Annotated in this window: 16 protein-coding genes; 9 read left to right on the top strand and 7 right to left on the bottom strand. The window is 62.3% G+C overall.

Features of this window, described 5'->3' with window-relative positions; all coding sequences use genetic code 11:
* Nucleotides 1–5: 5 nt before the first annotated feature.
* The 9 genes from murD (at nt 6) to lpxC (ending at nt 10,484) form a co-directional block, all read left to right on the top strand.
* A complete protein-coding gene (gene murD, locus L6D81_RS27765) occupies nt 6–1,352 on the top strand; it encodes a UDP-N-acetylmuramoyl-L-alanine--D-glutamate ligase (RefSeq protein WP_236182778.1) in 1,347 nt (448 codons plus the stop codon).
* Nucleotides 1,349–2,566, top strand: coding sequence for a putative lipid II flippase FtsW (gene ftsW, locus L6D81_RS27760; RefSeq protein ID WP_373874356.1), 1,218 nt, complete (start codon nt 1,349–1,351; stop codon nt 2,564–2,566). The genes murD and ftsW overlap by 4 nt, the downstream gene beginning before the upstream one ends.
* A complete protein-coding gene (gene murG, locus L6D81_RS27755; protein WP_236182777.1) occupies nt 2,556–3,626 on the top strand; it encodes an undecaprenyldiphospho-muramoylpentapeptide beta-N-acetylglucosaminyltransferase in 1,071 nt (356 codons plus the stop codon). The genes ftsW and murG overlap by 11 nt, the downstream gene beginning before the upstream one ends.
* Nucleotides 3,619–5,079: a UDP-N-acetylmuramate--L-alanine ligase gene (murC, locus tag L6D81_RS27750; protein WP_192562353.1), complete on the top strand. Its 1,461-nt coding sequence runs from the start codon at nt 3,619–3,621 to the stop codon at nt 5,077–5,079. The genes murG and murC overlap by 8 nt, the downstream gene beginning before the upstream one ends.
* Nucleotides 5,076–6,050 (top strand): D-alanine--D-alanine ligase, encoded by a 975-nt coding sequence (locus L6D81_RS27745; RefSeq protein WP_007956758.1) that lies wholly within the window; start codon nt 5,076–5,078, stop codon nt 6,048–6,050. Before murC ends, L6D81_RS27745 begins: the two co-directional genes overlap by 4 nt.
* 4 nt (nt 6,051–6,054) lie before the next feature.
* A complete protein-coding gene (locus tag L6D81_RS27740) occupies nt 6,055–6,921 on the top strand; it encodes a cell division protein FtsQ/DivIB (protein WP_236182776.1) in 867 nt (288 codons plus the stop codon).
* Between the two features lie 15 nt (nt 6,922–6,936).
* Nucleotides 6,937–8,196, top strand: coding sequence for a cell division protein FtsA (ftsA, locus tag L6D81_RS27735; RefSeq protein WP_169431853.1), 1,260 nt, complete (start codon nt 6,937–6,939; stop codon nt 8,194–8,196).
* 67 nt (nt 8,197–8,263) lie between these two features.
* Nucleotides 8,264–9,460, top strand: coding sequence for a cell division protein FtsZ (ftsZ, locus tag L6D81_RS27730; protein WP_236182775.1), 1,197 nt, complete (start codon nt 8,264–8,266; stop codon nt 9,458–9,460).
* A gap of 112 nt (nt 9,461–9,572) precedes the next feature.
* Nucleotides 9,573–10,484: a UDP-3-O-acyl-N-acetylglucosamine deacetylase gene (gene lpxC, locus L6D81_RS27725; RefSeq protein ID WP_007956752.1), complete on the top strand. Its 912-nt coding sequence runs from the start codon at nt 9,573–9,575 to the stop codon at nt 10,482–10,484.
* A 61-nt stretch (nt 10,485–10,545) separates the two neighbouring features.
* On the opposite strand, the gene L6D81_RS27720 is transcribed toward lpxC, so the two are convergent.
* From L6D81_RS27720 to L6D81_RS27690, 7 genes are all read right to left on the bottom strand, one after another.
* Nucleotides 10,546–12,051 carry a sensor domain-containing diguanylate cyclase gene (locus L6D81_RS27720; protein ID WP_236182774.1) on the bottom strand — a complete coding sequence of 502 codons (1,506 nt, stop codon included), beginning with the start codon at nt 12,049–12,051 and terminating at the stop codon, nt 10,546–10,548.
* A gap of 108 nt (nt 12,052–12,159) precedes the next feature.
* Nucleotides 12,160–13,476, bottom strand: coding sequence for an OprD family porin (locus tag L6D81_RS27715; RefSeq protein WP_236182773.1), 1,317 nt, complete (start codon nt 13,474–13,476; stop codon nt 12,160–12,162).
* A gap of 194 nt (nt 13,477–13,670) precedes the next feature.
* Complete coding sequence (locus L6D81_RS27710) at nt 13,671–13,895, bottom strand: hypothetical protein (protein WP_236182772.1); 225 nt, start codon at nt 13,893–13,895, stop codon at nt 13,671–13,673.
* 121 nt (nt 13,896–14,016) lie between these two features.
* A complete protein-coding gene (locus tag L6D81_RS27705) occupies nt 14,017–15,381 on the bottom strand; it encodes a heavy metal sensor histidine kinase (protein ID WP_236182771.1) in 1,365 nt (454 codons plus the stop codon).
* Nucleotides 15,371–16,048: a heavy metal response regulator transcription factor gene (locus tag L6D81_RS27700; protein ID WP_236182770.1), complete on the bottom strand. Its 678-nt coding sequence runs from the start codon at nt 16,046–16,048 to the stop codon at nt 15,371–15,373. The genes L6D81_RS27705 and L6D81_RS27700 overlap by 11 nt, the downstream gene beginning before the upstream one ends.
* Before the next feature lie 8 nt (nt 16,049–16,056).
* Nucleotides 16,057–19,158 (bottom strand): multidrug efflux RND transporter permease subunit, encoded by a 3,102-nt coding sequence (locus tag L6D81_RS27695; RefSeq protein ID WP_236182769.1) that lies wholly within the window; start codon nt 19,156–19,158, stop codon nt 16,057–16,059.
* A partial coding sequence (locus L6D81_RS27690; protein ID WP_236182768.1) for an efflux RND transporter periplasmic adaptor subunit occupies nt 19,155–20,221 on the bottom strand: 1,067 nt, incomplete at its 5' end. The genes L6D81_RS27690 and L6D81_RS27695, both read right to left, overlap by 4 nt.

Genomic DNA, 20,221 nt, shown 5'->3' with positions numbered 1-20,221 from the left:
AACGAGTGTCTCTGATCGCTTCTGACCACTTCCGCATCGTTGTCGGCCTCGGCAAGAGCGGCATGTCCCTGGTTCGCTTCCTGGCGAACCGGGGCGTGGCGTTTGCTGTGGCCGACACGCGGGAAAATCCACCGGAACTGGCCACGCTCCAGCGTGACTATCCGCACGTGGAAGTGCGTTGTGGCGAGCTGGACGTCGAATTCCTGTGCCGTGCCGACGAGCTCTACGTGAGCCCCGGCCTGGCGCTGGCGACCCCGGCCCTGCAAGCCGCCGCGGCCCGTGGCGTGAAGCTGTCCGGCGACATCGAGCTGTTCGCGCGTAACGCGAAGGCGCCGATCGTGGCTATCAGCGGTTCCAACGCAAAAAGCACCGTCACCACGCTGGTCGGCGAGATGGCGGCTGCGGCCGGCAAGCGCGTGGCAGTAGGCGGCAACCTCGGTACGCCGGCGCTGGATCTGCTCAGCGATGACGTCGAGCTGTACGTGATGGAGCTGTCAAGCTTCCAGCTGGAAACCACCGACCAGCTCAACGCCGAAGTGGCGACCGTGCTCAACATCAGCGAAGACCACATGGATCGCTACAGCGGTCTGCCGGCCTACCACCTGGCCAAGCACCGGATCTTCCGGGGGGCGAAGCAGTTCGTGGTCAACCGCCAGGACGCCTTGACCCGGCCACTGATGGGCGAGGGCCAGCCGTGCTGGACCTTCGGTCTGACCCAACCCGATTTCAAGGCCTTCGGTCTGCGCGAAGAGAATGGCGAGAAATACCTGGCCTTCGAATTCCAGAACCTGATGCCGGTGCGCGAATTGAAGATTCGCGGTGCCCACAACCAGTCCAACGCCCTGGCAGCGCTGGCGCTCGGCCACGCGGTCGGGCTGCCGTTCGACGCCATGCTGGCGGCCCTGCGCACCTTCGCCGGTCTGGAACACCGTTGCCAGTGGGTACGTGATCTGGACGGCGTCGGGTATTACAACGATTCCAAGGCCACCAACGTTGGCGCCGCACTGGCCGCCATCGAAGGCCTGGGTGCGGACATCGATGGCAAGGTCGTGCTGATCGCCGGTGGCGACGGCAAGGGTGCCGACTTCAAGGACCTGCGCGATCCGGTGGCGGCCCATTGCCGCGCCGTGATTCTGATGGGCCGCGACTCCGACAGGATCGGCGACGCGATCGGCGATGCCGTTCCGCTGATTCGCGCGACCACGCTGGTCGACGCGGTCGCCCAATGCCGCGCCGCCGCCCAACCGGGCGACGTGGTGCTGCTGTCGCCGGCCTGCGCCAGTTTCGACATGTTCAAGAACTACGAAGACCGTGGTCACCAGTTCGTCCGCACCGTGGGGGATCTGGCATGAACTTGAGAAACATCATCAAGCCATACCCGTCGCCGCTCATCACCGGGCGCGGGATCGACCTCGACTTCCCGATGCTCGCCGGTTGCCTGGCGTTGCTCGGTCTGGGCCTGATCATGATCGCCTCGGCCTCCACCGAAGTGGCGGCCGTGCAGTCGGGCAGCCCGCTGTATTACATGATTCGTCACCTGATCTACGTGGTGTTGGGCCTGGGCGCCTGCATCGTCACGATGATGATCCCGATCGCCACCTGGCAGCGCCTGGGCTGGATGATGCTGATCGGTGCGTTCGGCCTGCTGGTGATGGTGATCATCCCGGGGATCGGCCGTGAGGTGAACGGTTCGATGCGCTGGATCGGTTTCAGCTTCTTCAACGTTCAGCCGTCCGAGATCGCCAAGGTGTTCGTGGTGATCTACCTCGCCGGTTACCTGGTGCGCCGCCAGAAAGAAGTGCGCGAGAGCTGGATGGGCTTCTTCAAACCGTTCATTGTGCTGTTGCCGATGGCCGGCCTGTTGCTGATGGAGCCGGACTTCGGCGCCACCGTCGTGATGATGGGCGCGGCGGCGGCGATGCTGTTTCTCGGCGGGGTCGGGCTGTTCCGCTTCTCGCTGATGGTGGTGCTGGCCGTCGGTGCGGTGGTGTTGCTGATTCAGATGCAGCCGTACCGGATGGCGCGTCTGACCAACTTCGCCGACCCGTGGGCCGATCAGTTCGGCGCCGGTTATCAATTATCCCAGGCCTTGATCGCGTTCGGTCGCGGCGAATGGCTGGGCGTTGGCCTGGGCAACAGCGTGCAGAAGCAGTTCTACCTGCCGGAAGCGCACACCGACTTCGTGTTCTCGGTGCTGGCCGAAGAGCTCGGCGCCGTCGGCTCGCTGTGCACCGTGGCGTTGTTCGTGTTCGTGTGTATTCGCGGCATGTACATCGGTTTGTGGGCCGAGAAGGCCAAACAGTTTTTTGCCGCTTATGTTGCCTACGGCCTGTCGTTCCTGTGGATCGGCCAGTTCCTGATCAACATCGGCGTGAACGTCGGCCTGTTGCCGACCAAGGGCCTGACCTTGCCGTTCCTCAGTTATGGCGGCAGCTCCCTGGTGATCTGCTGCGCCTGTCTTGGCCTGTTGCTGAGGATCGAGTGGGAGAGCCGGACCCACCTGGGCAGTGAAGAGATGGAATTCCATGAGAGCGACTTCGCCGAGGAGCCGAACCATGGGCGCTAACGTATTGATCATGGCCGGCGGTACCGGTGGCCACGTGTTCCCGGCGCTGGCCTGTGCCCGCGAATTCCAGGCGCGCGGCTACACCGTGCACTGGCTCGGCACGCCGCGCGGGATCGAAAACGACCTGGTGCCGGCGGCGGGTCTTGAATTGCACCGCATCAACGCCACGGGCCTGCGTGGCAAGGGCAAACTGTCGCTGCTCAAGGCGCCGTTCATGCTGCTGAAATCGGTGTGGCAGGCGCGGGCGATCATTCGCCGGTTGCGTCCGGTGTGCGTGGTCGGCTTCGGCGGCTATGTGACCGGCCCCGGTGGTCTCGCCGCCAAACTGGCCGGCGTGCCGGTGATCGTTCATGAGCAGAACGCCGTGGCCGGCACCGCCAATCGGTTGCTGGTGCCGTTCGCCGCCCGGGTGTGTGAAGCCTTCCCCGACACCTTTACCCTGTCGGACAGCCGCCGTACCACCGGTAACCCGGTGCGCAGCGAGCTGTTCCTCGAAACACCGCGCCCGGCCCTGGCCGGACGCAAGGCGCGTTTGCTGATCCTGGGCGGAAGCCTGGGCGCAGAGCCGTTGAACAAGTTGCTGCCTGAAGCCCTGGCACAAGTCGCTGTCGACTTGCGTCCGGAAGTGTTTCATCAGGCGGGCAGAAACCACGATGAAGTGACTGCAGAGCGCTACCGCGCCGCCGGCGTGGATGCGCAGGTGCAGCCGTTCATCAAAGACATGGCCCAGGCCTATGGCTGGGCTGACCTGGTGGTGTGTCGCGCCGGCGCATTGACCATCAGCGAACTGGCCGCCGCCGGTCTGCCCTCGATGCTGGTGCCCTTGCCCCACGCGATCGACGATCACCAGACCCGCAACGCCGATTATTTGGCCCGCGAAGGCGCTGCCTTCCTGATGCCGCAAAGAACGACTGGCGCCGCGGACCTTGCCGCGCGCCTGACAGAGGTCTTGATGCAACCGCAACGACTTGAACAAATGGCCCAAGCGGCCCGCCGTCTGGCGAAACCCGAAGCCACCCGTAGCGTGGTCGATACCTGTCTGGAGGTGGCCCATGGTTGAGAATCAGAAAGCCATGCCGCAACCGGAAATGCGCCGTATCCGTCGCATCCACTTCGTCGGGATCGGCGGCGTGGGCATGTGCGGTATTGCCGAAGTGCTGCTGAACCTGGGCTATGAAGTGTCCGGTTCGGACCTGAAAGCTTCGCCGGTGACCGAGCGCCTGGAATCCTTCGGAGCGCAGATCTTCATCGGCCACCGTGCCGAGAACGCCGCGGCTGCCGACGTGCTGGTGGTGTCGAGCGCCGTCAACACCTCCAACCCGGAAGTCGCGACCGCGCTGGAACGCCGCATCCCGGTGGTGCCGCGTGCCGAAATGCTCGCCGAACTGATGCGCTACCGCCACGGCATCGCCGTCGCCGGTACCCATGGCAAAACCACCACCACCAGCCTGATCGCTTCGGTGTTCGCGGCCGGTGGCCTGGATCCGACCTTCGTCATCGGTGGCCGTCTGAATGCTGCGGGCACCAATGCCCAACTCGGCACCAGCCGTTACCTGATCGCCGAAGCCGATGAAAGCGACGCCAGCTTCCTGCACCTGCAACCGCTGGTGGCTGTGGTCACCAACATCGACGCCGACCACATGGCGACCTACGACGGCGACTTCAACAAACTGAAGAAAACCTTCGTCGAATTCCTGCACAACCTGCCGTTCTACGGTCTGGCGGTGATGTGCCTGGACGATCCGGTGGTGCGTGAAATCCTGCCGCAGGTCAAACGCCCGGTCGTCACCTACGGTTTCAGCGAAGAAGCCGACGTGCGCGCGATCAATGTTCGCCAGCAAGGCATGCAGACCTTCTTCACCGTGCTGCGGCCTGATCGCGAGCCGCTGGATGTGTCCGTGAACATGCCGGGCAACCACAACGTGCTCAATTCCCTGGCGACCATCTGCATCGCTACCGACGAAGGCGTCAGCGACGAAGCCATCGTCCAGGGCCTGTCCGGGTTCCAGGGTGTGGGCCGACGCTTCCAGGTCTACGGCGAACTGCCGGTGGACGGCGGCAACGTGATGCTGGTCGACGACTACGGTCACCACCCGACCGAAGTCGCAGCCGTGATCAAAGCCGTGCGCGGTGGCTGGCCGGAGCGCCGTCTGGTGATGGTCTACCAGCCGCACCGCTACAGCCGCACCCGCGACCTGTACGACGATTTCGTCAATGTACTGGCCGATGCCAACGTACTGCTGCTGATGGAAGTCTATCCGGCGGGCGAAGAGCCGATCCCGGGCGCCGACAGTCGCAAGCTGTGCAACAGCATCCGCCAGCGCGGTCAGCTCGACCCGATCTACATCGAGCGCGGCGTTGATCTGGCGCCACTGGTCAAGCCGCTGCTGCGTGCCGGCGACATTCTGCTGTGCCAGGGCGCCGGTGATATCGGCGGTCTCGCACCGAAACTGTTGAAAAGCGAGTTGTTCGCCGGTGCCGTGGCGGCATCGGTCGAGGGGAAGTTGAAATGACTGCTGCCTACGCCAATCTGTTCTCCACCATCGCCCCGAAGGATTTCGGTCGTGTGGCCGTGCTGTTCGGTGGCCTGAGTGCCGAGCGTGAAGTCTCGCTGAAGTCCGGCAACGCGGTGCTGACTGCGCTGCAAAGCGCGGGCGTGGACGCGTTCGGCATCGACGTCGGCGCCGATATCCTGCAGCGCCTGCTGAGCGAAAAGATCGACCGTGCGTTCATCATCCTCCACGGTCGCGGCGGTGAAGACGGCAGCATGCAAGGCCTGCTCGAAGTGGCCGGCATTCCGTACACCGGCAGTGGCATCCTGGCTTCGGCACTGGCGATGGACAAGTTGCGCACCAAGCAGGTCTGGCACACGTTAGGGATTCCGACACCGCGTCACGCCGTGCTGCGCAGCGAGGCTGATTGTATTTCGGCAGCGACGGAACTGGGCTTCCCTTTGATCGTCAAACCGGCGCATGAAGGTTCAAGTATCGGGATGGCCAAAGTGAGTTCTGCGTCCGAGTTGATCGACGCATGGAAAGCGGCCAGTACCTACGATTCGCAAGTGTTGGTCGAGCAATGGATCCACGGTCCCGAGTTCACCATCGCCACCCTGCGTGACCAGGTGTTGCCTCCTATCGCCCTGGGTACGCCACACACGTTCTACGACTACGACGCCAAGTACATCGCCAACGATACCCAGTATCGGATTCCGTGCGGGCTCGATGCCGCCAAGGAAAAAGAACTCATGGACCTCACGGCGCAAGCCTGTGAGGCGCTGGGTATTGCCGGTTGGGGGCGGGCGGACGTGATGCAGGACGCCGACGGCAAATTCTGGTTCCTGGAAGTCAACACCGCCCCCGGCATGACCGATCACAGCCTGGTACCGATGGCGGCGAAAGCGGCCGGGCTGGATTTCCAGCAACTGGTCCTGGCCATTCTGGCCGCCAGTGTCGATGCCGATGGCAAGAAAGAGGCGCGAGGTTAAGACCATGCAAGGCGCTCATCTCAGACATCAGTCACCCGCACCCGGCCGCAAGCCGGTGCCGCGGGGTGCCAGCCGAATGGTGGCCAAAGAGCCGATGTCCGCGCGCCTGCCGAAAGCCAACTTCGGCTTTCTGAAAAGTCTGTTCTGGCCGGTGCTGCTGGTGGCCCTGGGGTTTGGCACTTACGAAGGCGCGCAGCGTCTGCTGCCGTACGCCGACCGGCCGATCACCAAGATCGCCGTGCAGGGCGACCTGAGTTACATCAGCCAGCAGGCGGTGCAGCAGCGGATCGCCCCGTTTGTGGCATCGAGCTTCTTCACCATCGACCTGGCGAGCATGCGCACCGAGCTTGAGCAGATGCCGTGGATCGCTCACGCCGAAGTACGTCGGGTGTGGCCGGACCAGGTGGTGATCCGCCTCGAAGAACAACTGCCGGTGGCCCGTTGGGGCGATGAGTCGTTGCTCAACAACCAGGGCCAGGCGTTCACGCCCAAGGAACTGGCGAACTACGAACACCTGCCGCAGCTGTTCGGCCCGCAGCGGGCCCAGCAGCAAGTGATGCAGCAATACCAGGTGCTGAGCCAGATGCTCCGGCCATTGGGCTTCTCGATTGCGCGGCTCGAACTGCGTGAACGTGGCAGTTGGTTCCTGACCACGGGTGCCGGCAGTTCCGGCCCCGGCATCGAGCTGCTGCTGGGACGCGGCAACCTGGTGGAAAAGATGCGCCGCTTTATTGCCATCTATGACAAGACGCTCAAAGAACAGATTACGAACATTGCGCGCATCGATCTGCGCTATGCCAACGGCCTCGCCGTTGGCTGGCGGGAACCCGTAGCGCCGACGACAGCCCAACCCGCTGTCGCAAAGAATTAAGAAGAGGCAGGACCCATGGCAAACGTGCAAAGCGGCAAAATGATCGTCGGTCTCGATATCGGCACCTCCAAGGTGGTGGCGCTGGTCGGCGAGGTTGCGGACGACGGCTCGCTGGAAATCGTCGGGATCGGCACTCATCCGTCCCGCGGCCTGAAGAAAGGCGTGGTGGTCAACATCGAGTCCACCGTGCAATCGATCCAGCGCGCGATCGAAGAAGCCCAACTGATGGCGGGCTGCCGCATTCACTCGGCGTTCGTCGGCGTGGCGGGCAATCACATTCGCAGTCTGAACTCCCACGGCATCGTGGCGATTCGTGATCGCGAAGTCAGCTCGGCTGACCTGGAGCGCGTACTCGACGCCGCCCAGGCTGTGGCGATCCCGGCCGACCAGCGTGTGCTGCACACCCTGCCGCAGGATTACGTGATCGATAACCAGGAAGGCGTGCGCGAGCCGCTGGGCATGTCCGGCGTGCGTCTGGAAGCCAAGGTTCACGTGGTCACCTGCGCGGTCAACGCCGCACAGAACATTGAAAAATGCGTGCGTCGCTGCGGTCTGGAAATCGACGACATCATTCTCGAGCAACTGGCCTCGGCGTACTCGGTACTGACCGACGACGAAAAAGAGCTGGGCGTGTGCCTGGTCGACATCGGTGGCGGCACCACCGACATCGCGATCTTCACCGAAGGTGCGATTCGCCACACGGCGGTGATCCCGATCGCGGGTGACCAGGTGACCAACGACATCGCCATGGCATTGCGCACCCCGACCCAGTACGCCGAAGAGATCAAGATCCGCTATGCCTGCGCCCTGGCCAAACTGGCCGGTGCGGGCGAGACCATCAAGGTGCCGAGCGTCGGCGACCGTCCGCCGCGCGAACTGTCCCGTCAGGCCCTGGCTGAAGTGGTCGAGCCGCGTTACGACGAACTGTTCACCCTGATCCAGGCCGAGCTGCGTCGCAGCGGCTACGAAGACCTGATCCCGGCCGGCATCGTGCTGACCGGTGGTACCTCGAAGATGGAAGGCGCCACGGAACTGGCCGAGGAAATCTTCCACATGCCGGTCCGCCTGGGCGTGCCGCATGGCGTGAAAGGTCTGGATGACGTCGTACGCAACCCGATTTATTCCACTGGCGTCGGCCTGTTGATGTACGGCCTGCAAAAGCAGTCCGACGGGATCTCGTTCTCGGGCATCGGCAGCCGCGACAGCTACAGCAACGAAGAGCCGCAGGCGCCGTTGCTTGACCGTTTGAAGAAGTGGGTTCAAGGCAACTTCTAAAGCTTTACCGCAGTACCGCAACAAACAGCAGTAGGCGAAAAAACTAGAGAATGTAAGGAGAGGGAAAATGTTCGAACTCGTAGACAACATCCCCGCAAGCCCGGTAATCAAAGTTATCGGTGTTGGCGGTGGCGGCGGCAACGCTGTCAATCACATGGTCAAGAGCAACATCGAAGGCGTGGAATTCATCTGCGCCAACACCGATGCTCAAGCGCTGAAAAACATCGGCGCGCGCACCATTCTGCAACTCGGCACCGGCGTGACCAAAGGCCTGGGCGCCGGCGCCAACCCGGAAGTCGGCCGTCAGGCTGCGCTGGAAGATCGCGAGCGCATCGCTGAAGTGCTGGCTGGCACCAACATGGTGTTCATCACCACCGGCATGGGCGGCGGTACCGGTACCGGTGCTGCGCCGATCATCGCCGAAGTGGCCAAGGAAATGGGCATCCTGACCGTTGCGGTCGTGACCCGTCCGTTCCCGTTCGAAGGTCGCAAGCGTATGCAGATCGCCGACGAAGGCATCCGCATGCTCTCGGAAAGCGTCGACTCGCTGATCACCATTCCGAACGAAAAACTGCTGACCATCCTCGGCAAGGACGCCAGCCTGCTGTCGGCTTTCGCCAAGGCTGACGATGTACTGGCCGGTGCCGTTCGCGGTATCTCCGACATCATCAAGCGTCCGGGCATGATCAACGTCGACTTCGCCGACGTACGCACCGTGATGAGCGAAATGGGCATGGCGATGATGGGCACTGGCTGCGCCAGCGGTCCGAACCGTGCGCGTGAAGCGACCGAAGCGGCCATCCGCAACCCGCTGCTGGAAGACGTGAACCTGCAAGGCGCACGCGGCATCCTGGTGAACATCACTGCCGGTCCTGACCTGTCCCTGGGTGAGTACTCCGACGTGGGTTCGATCATCGAAGCCTTTGCTTCCGAGCACGCGATGGTCAAGGTCGGTACCGTTATCGATCCGGACATGCGCGACGAACTGCATGTGACTGTGGTTGCCACCGGTCTGGGCGCGAAAATCGAGAAGCCTGTGAAGGTCATCGACAACACTGTTCACACCTCGATGGCGCCTGCTCAAGTGCAGCAACCGGCACCCGCTCGTCAGGAACAGCCTGCGGTGAACTACCGTGACCTGGACCGTCCGACCGTCATGCGCAACCAGGCTCAGGCCGGTGCTGCGACTGCCACGAAGATGAATCCGCAAGATGACCTGGACTACCTGGACATCCCGGCTTTCCTGCGTCGTCAGGCCGATTGATGAGATGTATCAGGGGTATTCAGGTGATTGGTGTTCAGCAAAGGCTCGGTCTGCTATCATCGCCAGCCTTTGTTGATACCAGTTCGCAATTTGCGCTGAAGCGGCCCATGCCATGATTAAACAACGCACACTGAAAAATATTATCCGTGCCACCGGTGTAGGTCTGCACTCCGGGGAGAAGGTTTACCTGACCCTCAAGCCTGCACCTGTCGACACCGGGATCGTCTTTCGTCGTGCCGATCTCGATCCGGTTGTCGAGATACCGGCTCGCGCGGCCAACGTCGGCGAGACAACCATGTCGACGACGCTGGTCAACGGTGACGTGAAGGTAGACACGGTGGAGCACCTGCTCTCGGCCATGGCTGGCCTGGGCATCGATAACGCCTACGTCGAGCTCTCCGCGTCTGAAGTCCCGATCATGGATGGCAGCGCAGGACCTTTCGTATTCCTGATTCAATCGGCTGGCCTGGAAGAGCAGGACGCCGCCAAGAAATTCATCCGCATCCTGCGTGAAGTGACAGTGGAAGACGGCGACAAGCGCGCCACTTTCGTCCCTTTCGAAGGGTTCAAGGTGAGCTTCGAGATCGATTTCGATCACCCGGTTTTCCGGGACCGCACCCAAAGTGCAAGCGTGGATTTTTCCAGCACTTCGTTTGTTAAAGAAGTCAGCCGCGCCCGTACTTTCGGTTTCATGAGTGACATCGAGTACCTGCGCAAGCACAACCTCGCACTCGGCGGCAGCGTGGAAAACGCGATCGTGGTCGATGCCGATGGCGTACTGAACGAAGACGGCCTTCGCTATGAAGACGAATTCGTGAAGCACAAGATCCTCGATGCGATTGGCGACCTGTACCTGCTGGGCAACAGCCTGATTGGTGAGTTCAAGGGCTTCAAGTCCGGCCACGCACTGAACAACCAGCTGCTGCGCAAGTTGATTGAGCAGAAAGATGCCTGGGAAGTCGTGACGTTCGAAGACGCCAGCACTGCACCGATCTCTTACATGCGCCCGGTTGCGGCGGTGTAAGTAAAGAACCTCTCTAGTTTTTTGAAGGCCACCTTTGGGTGGCCTTTTTTTATGCCTGTTCTCAAGCCACGACGACTCGGTTTCGCCCGGCTTCCTTGGCCTGATACAACGCCCTGTCCGCCGCAAACAACAGCTGTTCCAGGCTGATTTCGCTCGCTGGCGTCCAGGTGCCGATGCCGACGCTCACCGTCATCGGTGACGGGTCTTCATTCAAGGTCGGCAGTTGCTCCACCGCTGCACGAATGTGCTCGGCGATCTGCTGCGCCCCGGCACTGTCGGTTTCTGCAAGGATCACCGAAAACTCCTCCCCACCATAACGGGCCACCAGATCCGCCGGGCGCCGCACATTGGCGGTGATTACCCGCGCCAGCTCACGCAACGCCTGATCCCCGGCCTGATGCCCGTGGCGATCGTTGAAGGCCTTGAAGTGGTCGGCGTCGATCATCAGCAATGACAGGGGTTGGCCCGAGCGTTGTGCGCGAAACCACTCGTGACGCAACGACTGATCGAGCATCCGCCGGTTGGCGACCCCGGTCAGGGCATCGGTCGCCGCGAGTTGTGCCAGTTCGCGTTCGGCCCGCTGGCGCAGGCGCAGCTCCCGGGCCAGCAGCCAGGTCAGCCACAGCAGCCCGGCACACAGCACGCCGGTGGCGCCGCTGATCAGGATCGCCGTGCGTCGCCACGCGCCGAACACCTCCTCACTGGACAGGGCAACGATCACCGTCAGCGGCAGATTGCCGACCCGCGAATAGGTGTACAGCCGTTGCTGATAATCCATGCTCGAGATGCTGTTGAAACTGCCGCTGCCGTTGCTGTCGCGCAGGATCTGCACCACATTGGGCCGGGCGGCAAAGCTCTTGCCGATCGAATCGCGTTGCAGATAAGGCTTCTGCGCCAGCAGGATGCCGTCGTTGTTGATGATGTTGAGGGTGCTGTCGATGCCGATGTCGAGGCTGTTGAACAACTGATCGAAGTAATCGAGTTTCATCGATGCCACGGCCACCCCCAGGAATTCACCGGTGTCCGAAGATATGCGCCGACTGAAACTGATTATCCACTGGTTCGCGTCATCGCAGTCGCAACGGGGTTTGAACGGACGGCTGATAAACATGCCGGTATCGCGGTTGAAGGCGTGGGCGAGGAAGTAGTCGCGGTCGGCGAAATTGCCCGGCAGCGGCTCGATTCGCGAAGAGTCGGCGATCACGTCGCCATGCTTGTCGAGCAACAGGATGTCGCCCTTGAAGCGCGCTGTGGTGGAGCGGTCGAACAACGCCAGATGGCGGATCTGCGGCGACACGTTTTTCAGGTCGTCACGCTGGGCGGCGGCGATCAGCCCTTGCAGCGTCAGGTCATACAGTTCGACGGTGCGCAGTACATCGGCATCGATCAACTGGGCGATGGTGGTGGCGCTACGGGTCGCCGATTCCTGGGCGTTGGCGCGTTCACGGATCAGCAGGAACGTGACGATGCACACAATCGTGATCACGCTCAACAGGCTGCCTGAGATCAGCAGCAGCTCGGAGCGTCCGGTCGTGCCGGGAACGGTGGGGGGGCGGCTCGCGATCATGGTTCGGTTTTCGGTTGGAGGTTCTTTTAAGCGTAGTTGTACCCGCTCGCTGCCACAGGCAAGAAAAAGGCCAGCACATCGGCTGGCCTTTCTACTGTAGCGGCGATCTTAGAAGACGTTGATCGGGTAGTCGATGATCACACGGTATTCATCGGTGTCCGTATCCAGCGCGCCGTAACCGTTGCCGCCGCGGTTGGTCGCCCATTGCAGGCGTACCGCGAGGTCTTTGGCCGGACCGCTTTGCACCCTGTAATTGAGGTCGATGTCGCGTTCCCAGTGCTTGGCGTCGCGACCCTCGGCGCTGTACCACGAGGCGTAACCCTTGCTGTGCGGATCGACCTTGGTCAGGTCCAGCGTACCGCGCGAGTAGGACACCGCCGAGGTCAGGCCCGGCAGGCCCAGCCCGGCGAAGTCGTACGCGTACTTGAGTTTCCACGAACGCTCGTTCGGGCCGTTGAAGTCCGAGTACTGCTGGGAGTTATCGAGGTAGACGCTGTCGCCCTGGCTGATGTAGTCGAACGGCGTGTTGCCGTTGACCCGCTGGTACGCGGCGGTGACGCTGTGACTGCCGACGCCGACGGTGAAATGCAGGCTGTAGGTGTTGTTGTCGATGTTGCCCAGCAGCGCGTCGCCGGTGTCCTGCGTGTGATAGAAGTGCAGGCCCGGGTTGAGGGTCACCAGGTTATTCAGCGCCCAGGTGTACTCGAGGTCGTAGTAGTACTGGTTCCAGATGTCCTTCAGCTCGGAAGCGTACAGGCTGCTGGTCAGGCCTTCGACGCCGCTCCAGGCCACGCCGGCCCAGTTCAGGTGCTGGCTCTTGTCGCCCTCGGCAAGGCTGCCGTAAGAGGTGCCGATGCGTTTGTGGCCGCTCTGGTTATAGGGCTTGGTGAAACTGGCCTGGCCGCCTTCGATCATCCAGCCGTCGAAGCTGTGGTTGCTCAGGCTCAGACCGCGAAAGGTCTGCGGCAGCATGCGCGTCTCGCCACCGGCGATCACCGGGTTGGCGAGAAACAGGTCACCGGCCTTCAACTCGGTATCGAACGCACGCATTTTCAGGGTGCCGCCCGCCGTGGAGAACGAGCCCGGCGCTTTGCCGCTGCCGTCACTGACCGGCAGGATACTGGAGTTGTCCGTGCCGCCACCGCCGTCGAGTTTCAAACCGAGCATGGCGTGGGCATCGATGCCGAAGCCGATCGTACCTTCGGTGTAGCCCGACTCGAATTTGCCGAGCAACCCCTGGCCCCACTCGATGTTGTCATCCGTCTGCTGCAGACGGTTGCGGTTCATGTAGTAGTTGCGGGCGTTGAGGTTGAGGCTCGCGCCGTCGACGAAACCTTGCTGCTCGGATTCGGCGGCGTGGGCGGCGGGGGCAATCGTTGCGGCAATTGCAATGAACAGCGGGGTGAAGCGAACTGGGTAACGCACGTGCGGTAAAGCTCCTTGGGTCAACTGACACTTCAATGTCTTGAGGTGCGGGATGTTTCCAGTTGTTAAAGACGTACCAGACAGCTTTCAGACCACAACGAAAAAAGGCCGCTGAAAATCAGCGGCCTGCAAGGACGACGGTTGAACGGGAAGAGCCAAACAACCGCGTCGAGGGAAACGGAGTGGTGCGTGCCTCAGCTGTCGGCCCCGGATTCGGACTGCGCTTGGGAAAGGCCGGCCTGCGGGGCTTGCGTGGCGTCTTTGGCCTTGGCCATCACTTCTGCCTGATGCTGTTCATACGCCTGAGCCCGGGCTGCGTTTTGCGCCACGAACGTCTGGGATTCTTCAGCCATCGCCATTGGCGACAGGATCAATGAGGACAGAACGAAAGCGCTGGCAATACCCATACTGTTGGACATCTTGAAAACCTTCTTGCTTGGCAAGTGCTGTTTGGTGCGGGCAAAGATAAGGTTGCCGGGCGTTGGGAAACAGCGTGATTTTCATAAATGACTGTTGCGGGAATGGCAATGATCCCTGACCTCAGACCGGAAGGTGGATGCCAAAGGTGTTCATCCCGCGATCACTGCGCACAAACACATCGCCGCCATGCATCAGCGCAATCGCCTTGACGATCGCCAGTCCCAAACCGTGATTGTTGCCGCTGTTGCTGCGCGACGCATCGACCCGGTAGAAGCGTTCGAACAAACGCGGCAAATGCTCGCTGGCAATCGGCGAACCGGGGTTGGCCACGCCGATACTCACCTGATGCTCTTCGACCGCGATCTGCACTTCGATCACTTGTCCCGGCGCGGTATGTTGCACCGCGTTGCTCAGCAGATTGATCAGTGCCCGGCGCAGATGAGCGATCTCGATCTGCACCTGCGCATCGCCGCTTACCCGAACCTGGACTTGCGCGTCTTCGAGGATGAAGTCGAGGTATTCGAGGGTGGTTGCCACTTCATCGGCCAGCGAGGTCGAGGTCAGTTTGGTGGCCTTGCTGCCCTGGTCGGCACTGGCCAGAAACAGCATGTCGTTGATGATCGAACGCAGGCGTTCCAGCTCTTCGAGGTTGGATTGCAGCACTTCGAAATAATGCTCGGCGGAGCGTCCGCGAGTGAGGGCGACCTGGGTCTGGCCGATCAGGTTGGTCAACGGCGAGCGCAGCTCATGGGCGACGTCGGCGTTGAACGATTCCAGCCGCGAGTACGCCTGTTCGACCCGCTCCAGCGTCGAGTTGAACGAGTCGACGAACTGCTCCAGTTCCGGCGGCAACGGCGACAGCCGCAGACGCCCGGCCCGCAACGGCGGGGCCAGACGCTGGGCTTCGTGGGACAGTTTGATCAGCGGTTTGAGGCCGATCCGCGCCACCCAGTAACCCAATGCCGAGGCCAGCAGCACGCCGATCACCGCCAGGCTGACCAGCGCGATCAGCAACTGATGCTGGGTCTGGTGAAAGGTCTCGGTATCGATGCCGATCATGAAGCGCAGCGGAGGGCGTTGATCCTTGGCCGGCAGTTCGGTCAGCAGCACTTTGAGCGGATAAGGATGGTCGGGCAGTTGCAGGTCGCGCATGCCCAGCGGGCCTTGGGCGAACGCGCGGATCAAGGCATCCGGCTCGCCGAACTCGTAGCCCGGATCGCCGCTGACCACCCAGAAACGGATGCGCTTGTCTTCTTCGCCGAGCAGCTTGAGCTTGGCGTTGATCTTCACCCAATGCTCGGGTGTGCCATACCGATTGAGCGCGGATTCGAGCACGCTGTAACGCGCATCGAGCTCTGCTTCCGGCAACAGGCCGAGGCCTTTATCCACTTGTTGATACAGCGCGCCGCCGATCAACAGGAACACCAGCAGCGCCACCAGCGTGAACATCCCGCTCAAGCGCAGCGCGATAGAGTTACTGGACACCACGGCTCTCCAGCACATAACCCATGCCCCGGATCGTGTGCAGCAGCTTCTCGTCGAACGGCCCGTCGAGCTTGGTTCGCAGGCGCTTGATCGCGACTTCGACCACGTTGGCGTCGCTGTCGAAATTGATGTCCCAGACCATCTCGGCAATCGCGGTTTTCGAGAGGATTTCGCCTTGGCGCCGGGCCAGGACGCTGAGCAGCGAAAACTCCTTCGCGGTCAGATCCAGCCGGGTGCCGGCGCGGGTGGCCTTGCGGCTGATCAGATCGATCCACAGGTCGGCGATGCTCACTTGCACCGGTTCATGGCCGCCACTGCGCCGGGTCAGCGCTTGCAGGCGCGCCACCAGTTCGAGGAAGGAAAACGGTTTGCCGAGGTAATCGTCGGCGCCATCGCGCAGGCCTCGGATCCGGTCTTCGACCCGTTCGCGGGCGGTGAGCATGATCACCGGCGTCTGCTTGCGCGCACGCAATGCGCGCAGTACGCCGAAGCCGTCGAGGCCCGGCAGCATCACGTCGAGGACGATCACCGCGTAGTCGCTTTCCAGCGCCAGATGCAGGCCCTCGACGCCGTCGCGGGCCCGATCCACGTTGTAACCCTGTTCCGTCAGGCCGCGGTGCAGGTAGTCCGCGGTTTTCTCTTCGTCTTCGATAATCAGAACGCGCATGACCCGCCTCAGTCTGTCGTTGCCAGCGCCGCGATGGGCGCAGGTTTGGGCTTGTGGAACAGCCGCTCAAGCCACAAGTATATGACCGGCGTGGTGAACAGCGTCAGCATCTGGCTGACCAGCAGGCCGCCCACCACAGCGATCCCCAGTGGCTGGCGCAGTTCGGCGCCGGTGCCGTAACCGAGCATCAGCGGCAGGGCGCCAAGCAGCGCGGCGAGGGTGGTCATGATGATCGGCCGGAACCGCGTGATACACGCCTCGAAAATTGCATCCTGCGGCGACAGCCCGCGATGGCGCTGCGCTTCCAGGGCGAAGTCGATCATCAGAATACCGTTCTTCTTCACGATACCGATCAGCAGCACCAACCCGATCAACGCCATGATCGAAAAGTCCTGCCCGCAGATCCACAGCATGATCACCGCACCCAGCCCCGCCGCCGGCAAGGTCGAAATGATCGTCAGCGGATGGACGAAGCTCTCGTAGAGCACGCCAAGGATGATGTACACCGCCACCAGCGCCGCCAGAATCAGCCACGGCTGACTTTTCAGCGAACTCTGGAACGCCTGGGCCGCGCCCTGGAAGTTGCCGCTGATCGCGGTCGGCATGCCGATTTCGGCCTTGGCCTGATTCAGCAGAATCACCGCGTCACCCAGCGCCACGCCGGGCGCCAGGTTGAACGACAGGTTGGCGGCCGGGAACATGCCATCGTGGGCGATGGACAGCGGGCCGATGGTCGGCGCGTCGAATCGGGCCAGCGCCGACAGCGGCACCATCTCTCCGCTCAGCGGTGAGCGCAGGTAGAAATAGTTGAGGCTTTCGGCCTTGCCGCGCTGTCTGGTGTCCAGTTCCAGGATCACGTTGTATTGGTTGACCTGAGTCTGGAACTCGTTGATCTGCCGCTGGCCGAAGGCGTCGTACAGCGCCTCGTCGACATCACTCGCCGTCAGGCCGAAACGCGCGGCGGCGCTGCGGTCGATGCTGATGTGGGTGATGCTGCCGCCCAGTTGCAGGTCGTTGGAAATGTCGCGGAACGCCGGGATGCTACGTAGCTTTTCGGTGAGTTTCTGGGTCCAGGTGGCGAGGGTCGGCCCGTCGTTGCTCTTGAGCACGTATTGATACTGCGCACGGCTCGGGCCGGAGCTGAGGTTGATGTCCTGGCCTGCGCGCAGGTAAAGCACGATGCCGGGGACTTTCATCAGTTGCGGACGGATGCGGTCGATGAACTGGCTGGCCGAAACATCGCGGTCACCGCGTTTTTTCAGGGCGATCCAGAAGCGGCCGTTGGCGATGGTCTGGTTGCTGCCGGACACGCCGACCGAGTGGGAAAACGCCTGGACGGCAGGGTCGGCAGCGACGATTTCGGCCATCGCCAAGTGTTTTTTCACCATGTCGCTGTAGGAGATATCGGCGGCGGCTTCGGTGGTGCCGAGGACGAAACCGGTGTCCTGCACCGGGAAGAAACCCTTGGGGATAAACACGTAGCCGCCAATCGCCAGCGCGACGGAAATGCCGAACACGCCGATCATCAATTTCTGGTGGGCGAGGGCGCGGCGCAGGCCTTTTTCATACCAGCCGAGCAGGCGTTCGCTGAAGCCCGGTTTGTCATGGGCGTGATGCACCGGTTTACGCATGAACAGCGCCGCCAGCGTCGGCGCAAGCGTCAGGGATACCACCACGGAAATCATGATGGTCGAGGTGGCCGTCAGGGCGAACTCCTTGAACAGGCGCCCGACCACGCCGCCCATGAACAGCAGCGGAATGAACGCCGCCACCAGCGAGAAACTGATCGACACCACGGTGAAACCGATCTCGCCGGCGCCCTTGATCGCAGCGTCGCGCATGCTGTCGCCGGCCTCCAGATGACGGTGAATGTTTTCCACTACCACGATCGCATCGTCGACCACGAACCCCACCGCCACCACGATGGCGACGAGGGTCAGGTTGTTCAGGCTGAAACCGAGCAGGTACATCAGGGCGAAACTGGCAGTCAGCGATACGCCGAGCACCGCCGAGACAATCATCGTCGCCGACAGCTGGCGCAGGAACAGCGCCATCACCGCCACCACCAGCAGGATCGCGATCAGCAGGGTGATTTCCACTTCATGCAGCGAGGCGCGGATGGTCTGGGTGCGGTCGATCAGGGTTTTCACCTGCACCGAGGCCGGCAGCATGGCTTCGAGGCCGGGCAGGGCGGCCTGAATCCGGTCAACGGTTTCGACGATGTTGGCGCCGGGCTGACGGGAGATCACCAGGTTCACGCCCGGCCGATCACCGGCCCAGGCCTGCACGTAGGCATCTTCCGAACCGTTGACGACTTTCGCCACATCCTTGAGGTGAACCGGGGCGCCGTCCTTGTAGGAAACGATGAGCTGGCTGTATTCCTCGGGGTGAAACAACTGGTCGTTGGTCGACAGCGTGGAAATGCTCGAGTCGCCATACAGCGCACCTTTGGCGAGGTTGAGGCTGGTCTGCTGGATCGCCACACGAATATCGGCGAGGGTCAGGCCGATGGCCGCCAGTTTGTCGGCCGAAGCTTGAACGCGGATTGCCGGACGTTGCTGACCGGTGATGTTGATCTGGCCTACGCCGTCGATCTGACTGATCTGACGGGCAAGGAGGGTTTCCACCAGATCGCTGAGTTCAGTGCCGGGCATTTGCGTGGAGCTGACGCTGAGGATCAGCACCGGGCTGTCGGCCGGGTTGACCTTCTTCCAGGTCGGCAGGGTCGGCATGTCTTTCGGCAGTTTGCCGGCGGCGGTGTTGATCGCGGCCTGCACTTCCTGGGCGGCGGTGTCGATGCTCTTGTCGAGGGTGAATTGCAGGGTCAGCAACGTGGAGCCCAGCGCACTGCTGGAGGTCATCTGGGTCATGCCGGGGATGGCGCTGAATTGCACCTCCAGCGGCGTGGCCACGGACGAAGCCATGGTGTCGGGGCTGGCGCCGGGTAACTGTGCTGAGACTTGAATCGTCGGAAATTCCGCTTCCGGCAACGGGGCAATCGGCAGGCGCGGGAAGGCAATCACCCCGACCAGCACCAGCGCGATGGTCAGCAGAATCGTCGCCACCGGGTGATCGATGCACCAGGTCGAAACGCCTTTGTGCTGCTTCATGGCTTGGGCTCCGCTTGTACCACCTGCGGCGGTTCGCTCATGACCTGCACGGTCGAACCGGGCTTGAGCCGCGACTGGCCATCACTGACCAGCACGTCGCCGGGCTTCACGCCCTTGATGATGTCCTGACCGCTGCCCTGATAAACCATCTGCACCTGCACCGCTTCAACCTTGTCGCCGTTGACCCGATAAACGAAGTGTTGGTCGAGACCGCGCTGTACGACGGTGGGCGGGACCACCAGCGCATTTTTATCCAGCGCCGTCTGAATCTTTACCGTCACCAGCAGGCCCGGCCAGAGCTTCTGGTTGGGGTTGTCGAATTCGGCCTTGGCGCGGATGGTGCCGGTGTTGGCGTTGATCTGGTTGTCGATCAGGGTCAGGTGACCTTCGCCCAGCAGGTTGCCGGTTTCACCGTCGGTGTCGGCGCCGATGTAGGCCTTGACCTGCGCACGCTGCGGATCGCTGATCAGGCCTTGCAGGGTCGGCAGCATTTGCTGGGGCAGGGAAAACTCGACGGCGATCGGGTCGATCTGGGTCACGGTGAACAGACCTTGCGCGTCGGTCATGCGCAGGAAGTTGCCTTCGTCGACCGTGCGAATCCCGACGCGGCCGGTGACCGGGGAACGAATCTGGGTGTAGGAAAGTTGTACCTGTGCCGCGTCAATCGCGGCCTGATTGCCTTGGGCGGTGGCCTTGAGCTGGTTGACCAGTGCCTGTTGCTGGTCGTAGGTCTGCTTGGAGACGCCGTCGTCGACGCTGAGCAGTTTGTAGCGCTTGAGGTTGACCAAAGCGACTTGCAGTTGCGCCTGGCTTTCGCCCAGTTGCGCCCGGGCCTGGTCGAGGCTGGCGCGGATCGAGCGGTCGTCGATGGTGGCGAGCAGGTCGCCTTGTTTTACCAACTGACCCTCTTTGACCAGGAGTTTGGTGAGGATGCCGTCGATCTGTGGGCGTACCACGACGCTGTGCAGCGAGAGAACCGAGCCGATGCCGCTGGTGTAGCGGGGGACGTCTTTTTCGCTGACGGCGACGACTCGCACCGGGATGGCGGTGGGGGCGGCGAGTT

The sequence above is a fragment of the Pseudomonas sputi genome, assembly GCF_021603585.1.
GTDB lineage: Bacteria > Pseudomonadota > Gammaproteobacteria > Pseudomonadales > Pseudomonadaceae > Aquipseudomonas > Aquipseudomonas sputi.
This window is presented reverse-complemented; position numbering and strand designations above follow the sequence as displayed.